The 5798-nt window shown below is 45.3% G+C and carries 2 tRNA genes and 3 rRNA genes; all 5 read right to left on the bottom strand.

The annotated features are described in order from the left end of the window. Positions 1–72: 72 nt before the first annotated feature. The 5 genes from rrf to QUB33_RS28485 all read right to left on the bottom strand — a co-directional run bounded on the left by rrf (position 73) and on the right by QUB33_RS28485 (position 5159). Positions 73–182 (bottom strand): 5S ribosomal RNA (gene rrf, locus QUB33_RS28465). A 132-nt stretch (positions 183–314) separates the two neighbouring features. Beyond that, a 23S ribosomal RNA gene (locus QUB33_RS28470) occupies positions 315–3196 on the bottom strand. A gap of 130 nt (positions 3197–3326) precedes the next feature. Further along, positions 3327–3400, bottom strand: a tRNA-Ala gene (locus QUB33_RS28475). An 84-nt stretch (positions 3401–3484) separates the two neighbouring features. Continuing rightward, positions 3485–3558: transfer RNA gene (locus QUB33_RS28480), tRNA-Ile, on the bottom strand. A gap of 87 nt (positions 3559–3645) precedes the next feature. Beyond that, positions 3646–5159, bottom strand: a 16S ribosomal RNA gene (locus tag QUB33_RS28485). The 16S, 23S and 5S rRNA genes sit together here with 2 tRNA genes alongside, the layout of an rRNA operon. Between the last annotated feature and the right edge of the window lie 639 nt (positions 5160–5798).

Genomic DNA, 5798 nt, shown 5'->3' on the forward strand with positions numbered 1-5798 from the left:
TTTACTTAATTTTCCTAAACTTGATACAAAACAAAAAACCTCTATCAAATAAATGATAGAGGTTTTCAAAAAAGAAGGCGGCGACATACTCTCCCACAGTTATGCAGTACCATCTGCGCAATCGGGCTTAACTTCTCTGTTCGGAATGGGAAGAGGTGAGCCCCGACGCAATAACCACCTTAAGAGGTTTTGCAAGGGTGTTTCGTTTTAAAAACGAGACAACAATACATAATATCTTAACATACTGAGATAAAGAAAAATTATTTTAAGAAAGATTCTCCCTCTCTAGTTGTAAACAACTAGAGAGGAAAATTGCACATAAACTTACGGGTTATTAGTACTACTCGACTATGACATTACTGCCTTTACATCTATAGCCTATCAACGTTGTCATCTCCAACGACCCTTAAAAGAAATCTCATCTTGTGGTGGGTTTCGCGCTTATATGCTTTCAGCGCTTATCCCTTCCAAACGTAGCTACTCTGCGGTGCTCCTGGCGGAACAACAGATACACCAGAGGTTTGTCCAATTCGGTCCTCTCGTACTAGAATCAGATCCACTCAAATTTCTAACGCCCACAGTAGATAGAGACCGAACTGTCTCACGACGTTCTGAACCCAGCTCGCGTGCCACTTTAATGGGCGAACAGCCCAACCCTTGGGACCTTCTCCAGCCCCAGGATGTGACGAGCCGACATCGAGGTGCCAAACCCCCCCGTCGATATGAGCTCTTGGGGGAGATCAGCCTGTTATCCCCGGCGTACCTTTTATCCTTTGAGCGATGGCCCTTCCATGCGGAACCACCGGATCACTATGCTCTACTTTCGTACCTGATCGACCTGTATGTCTCTCAGTCAAGCTCCCTTATGCCATTGCACTCTACGCACGGTTACCAAGCGTGCTGAGGGAACCTTTAGAAGCCTCCGTTACTCTTTTGGAGGCGACCACCCCAGTCAAACTACCCACCAAGCAATGTCCTCTCGAAAGAGAGTTAGATCTCAGATAAGCAAAGGGTGGTATTTCAACAATGACTCCACAACGCCTAGCGACGCCACTTCATAGTCTCCCACCTATCCTACACATCACTTATCCAAGACCAATACTAAGCTATAGTAAAGGTGCACAGGGTCTTTTCGTCCCACTGCGGGTAATCGGCATCTTCACCGATACTACAATTTCACCGAGCTCATGGCTGAGACAGTGTCCAGATCGTTACACCATTCGTGCAGGTCGGAACTTACCCGACAAGGAATTTCGCTACCTTAGGACCGTTATAGTTACGGCCGCCGTTTACTGGGGCTTCAATTCAATGCTTCTCCGAAGATAACATCTCCTCTTAACCTTCCAGCACCGGGCAGGTGTCAGGCCCTATACTTCATCTTACGATTTTGCAGAGCCCTGTGTTTTTGATAAACAGTCGCCTGGACCTTTTCACTGCGGCCAGCATTGCTGCTGGCGACCTTTCTCCCGAAGTTACAGGTCTATTTTGCCTAATTCCTTAGCCATGAATCTCTCGAGCACCTTAGGATTCTCTCCTCGACTACCTGTGTCGGTTTACGGTACGGGTTCTTATAATCTAAGTTTAGAGGTTTTTCTTGGAAGCCCTTAGGCACACTATCTCTTTGTCCGAAGACTCCGAGTACTATCGTATTTCCCCAAGCCGCGTGGATTTGCCTGCGCAGCTTATAGGTAGGTACTTCAACGAACTATTCCGTCAGTTCGCGGTGCTTTCATCACTCCGTCACCCCATCACAATTATAAGAAGTACGGGAATATTAACCCGTTGGCCATCGACTGTCCCTTTCGGGTTCGCCTTAGGACCCGACTAACCCTCAGCTGATTAGCATAGCTGAGGAAACCTTAGTCTTTCGGTGTGCGGGTTTCTCGCCCGCATTATCGTTACTTATGCCTACATTTTCTTTTCTAACCAGTCCAGCATACCTTACGATACACCTTCAACCCTGTTAGAATGCTCCCCTACCACTTATACTTACGTATAAATCCATAGCTTCGGTAATATGCTTATGCCCGATTATTATCCATGCTCGTCCGCTCGACTAGTGAGCTGTTACGCACTCTTTAAATGAATGGCTGCTTCCAAGCCAACATCCTAGCTGTCTGGGCAGACAAACCTCGTTTTTTCAACTTAGCATATATTTGGGGACCTTAGCTGATGGTCTGGGTTCTTTCCCTCTCGGACATGGACCTTAGCACCCATGCCCTCACTGTTAGTAAACATTATATAGCATTCGGAGTTTGTCAGGAATTGGTAGGCGGTGAAGCCCCCGCATCCAATCAGTAGCTCTACCTCTATATAACTTTATGACCAACGCTGCACCTAAATGCATTTCGGGGAGTACGAGCTATTTCCGAGTTTGATTGGCCTTTCACCCCTACCCACAGGTCATCCGAAGACTTTTCAACGTCAACCGGTTCGGACCTCCACTATGTGTTACCACAGCTTCATCCTGCCCATGGGTAGATCACACGGTTTCGCGTCTAACACTACTGACTAAAGCGCCCTATTCAGACTCGCTTTCGCTACGGATCCGTGACTTAATCACTTAACCTTGCCAGCAACGTTAACTCGTAGGCTCATTATGCAAAAGGCACGCCGTCACCCCACTAAAGGGCTCCGACCGCTTGTAAGCGTATGGTTTCAGGATCTATTTCACTCCGTTATTCACGGTTCTTTTCACCTTTCCCTCACGGTACTGGTTCACTATCGGTCTCTCAGGAGTATTTAGCCTTAGCGGATGGTCCCGCCAAATTCAGACAGGGTTTCACGTGCCCCGCCCTACTCAGGATACCACTATCGTTATCTTCTCTTACTTATACGGGACTATCACCCTCTATGGTTAACCTTTCCAGGTTATTCTAATTCAATCCGCAACAAATGTCGTGGTCCTACAACCCCAGTATTGCCGTAACAACACTGGTTTGGGCTAATCCGCGTTCGCTCGCCACTACTTACGGAATCACTTTTGTTTTCTTCTCCTCCGCCTACTTAGATGTTTCAGTTCAGCGGGTTTGCCCACCTATCGGTGTACTATGTCTTCAACATAGTGGGTTGCCCCATTCAGGTATCTACGGATCAATTCGTGTGTGCCAATCCCCGTAGCTTTTCGCAGCTTATCACGCCTTTCATCGCCTCTGAGAGCCAAGGCATCCCCCATACGCCCTTATTTTGCTTATGTGCCGCCTAAATAAAATTAATATTTAGGACTTTTATATATAAATGATAAATCATATATATACTGTACTTTCTACTTTTTATTATTTTCTTATCTCAATATGTCAATGAACTTTCTTCGCATTAGCGAATAGTGGAGAATAACGGAGTCGAACCGTTGACCTCCTGCGTGCAAGGCAGGCGCTCTAGCCAGCTGAGCTAATCCCCCAATTTAATTACGAATTGTGAATTATGAATTATGAATTATATTCATAAGGCCTCAACCCCTAGAATTTCCAAGCTTAAAACTAAGTAGTCCCGCCCAGACTCGAACTGGGGACCCCTACATTATCAGTGTAGTACTCTAACCAGCTGAGCTACGAGACTCTGTTTTATTTGCTTTTGTATTATTTGAATTAACAGCAGAGAGTAAGTAAATTTCTTTACTTGAGGCTTTTGTATTATCTTCTCTAGAAAGGAGGTGTTCCAGCCGCACCTTCCGGTACGGCTACCTTGTTACGACTTAGCCCTAGTTACCAGTTTTACCCTAGGCAGCTCCTTGCGGTCACCGACTTCAGGTACCCCCAGCTTCCATGGCTTGACGGGCGGTGTGTACAAGGCCCGGGAACGTATTCACCGGATCATGGCTGATATCCGATTACTAGCGATTCCAGCTTCACGGAGTCGAGTTGCAGACTCCGATCCGAACTGAGAACGGTTTTGTAGATTCGCTCCTGCTTGCGCAGTGGCTGCTCTCTGTACCGTCCATTGTAGCACGTGTGTAGCCCAAGGCGTAAGGGCCGTGATGATTTGACGTCATCCCCACCTTCCTCACAGTTTGCACTGGCAGTCTCGTTAGAGTTCCCGACATGACTCGCTGGCAACTAACAACAGGGGTTGCGCTCGTTATAGGACTTAACCTGACACCTCACGGCACGAGCTGACGACAACCATGCAGCACCTTGTAAATTGTCCGAAGAAAAAACTGTTTCCAGTCCTGTCAATCTACATTTAAGCCTTGGTAAGGTTCCTCGCGTATCATCGAATTAAACCACATGCTCCACCGCTTGTGCGGGCCCCCGTCAATTCCTTTGAGTTTCATTCTTGCGAACGTACTCCCCAGGTGGGATACTTATCACTTTCGCTTAGCCACTGAACTTGCGCCCAACAGCTAGTATCCATCGTTTACGGCGTGGACTACCAGGGTATCTAATCCTGTTCGCTCCCCACGCTTTCGTCCATCAGCGTCAATCCATAAGTAGTAACCTGCCTTCGCAATTGGTATTCCATGTAATATCTAAGCATTTCACCGCTACACTACATATTCTAGTTACTTCCTTATAATTCAAGTCTAACAGTATCAATGGCCGTTTGATCGTTGAGCGACCAGATTTCACCACTGACTTATTAAACCGCCTACGGACCCTTTAAACCCAATGATTCCGGATAACGCTTGGATCCTCCGTATTACCGCGGCTGCTGGCACGGAGTTAGCCGATCCTTATTCCTACAGTACCGTCAAGCTCCGACACGTCGGAGTGTTTCTTCCTGTATAAAAGCAGTTTACAATCCATAGGACCGTCTTCCTGCACGCGGCATGGCTGGATCAGGCTTGCGCCCATTGTCCAATATTCCTCACTGCTGCCTCCCGTAGGAGTCTGGTCCGTGTCTCAGTACCAGTGTGGGGGATCTCCCTCTCAGGACCCCTACCCATCATTGTCTTGGTAAGCCGTTACCTTACCAACTAACTAATGGGACGCATGCTCATCTTTTACCGTTGTGACTTTAATAATTAAATGATGCCATTCAATTATACTATGGGGCATTAATCCAAATTTCTCTGGGCTATTCCCCTGTAAAAGGTAGATTGCATACGCGTTACGCACCCGTGCGCCGGTCTCTATATCCGAAGACATATACCCCTCGACTTGCATGTGTTAAGCCTGCCGCTAGCGTTCATCCTGAGCCAGGATCAAACTCTTCATCGTATATTTTAATATTTTACGATAATATTCTAGCTTATTCAAATCTCTCGATTTTCTTACTCTCTTTTTTATTTGTTCTGATTTGCATCAGAACGGCTGTCAATTCAATATGTCTATGAACGTGTCTTATCTTATTTTTCACTTCTCTTTAGTGCGCTACATTACTTCTTTTAGTAAGCCGTGTATTGCTCTATCGGTTAGCGGGTGCAAAAGTACATCTTTTTTCTTAACTCGCAAGTAAATCGAAAAAAAATATTTTTTTTTCTTTTCTACTCTCATTCTTTCAAAAAACTCTCAGCGTTTTGCGGATGGCAAAGGTAAAACCTTTTCCTATTCTGTGCAAATCTTTTTTTAAGTTTTTTTCAGTATTTGTTAATGAACGTCTGCCTTAATGCGGGTGCAAAAGTAAGCATCTTTTTCATTCTCGCAAGTCTTTTTTAATCCTTTTTTCAAAGTTTTTTTTAATTACCTGAAAACAAGATTGTTGTTTATTAAAGTTTTTTTGCTTTTTTTTCTTAGAAGTGAAATTATACTGAATTTCCTCCTGAAAATCTAACCTCTTCGCAAATGCATTACCAAAATAGCCCCGATTGTAGTGGAAATAAAAACAGTTTTTTCTTTAAAAACTGCTTTTATTGCAGC

Origin of the sequence: Microcoleus sp. B3-A4 (assembly GCF_036705385.1) — a bacterium.
Lineage (GTDB): Bacteria > Cyanobacteriota > Cyanobacteriia > Cyanobacteriales > Microcoleaceae > Microcoleus.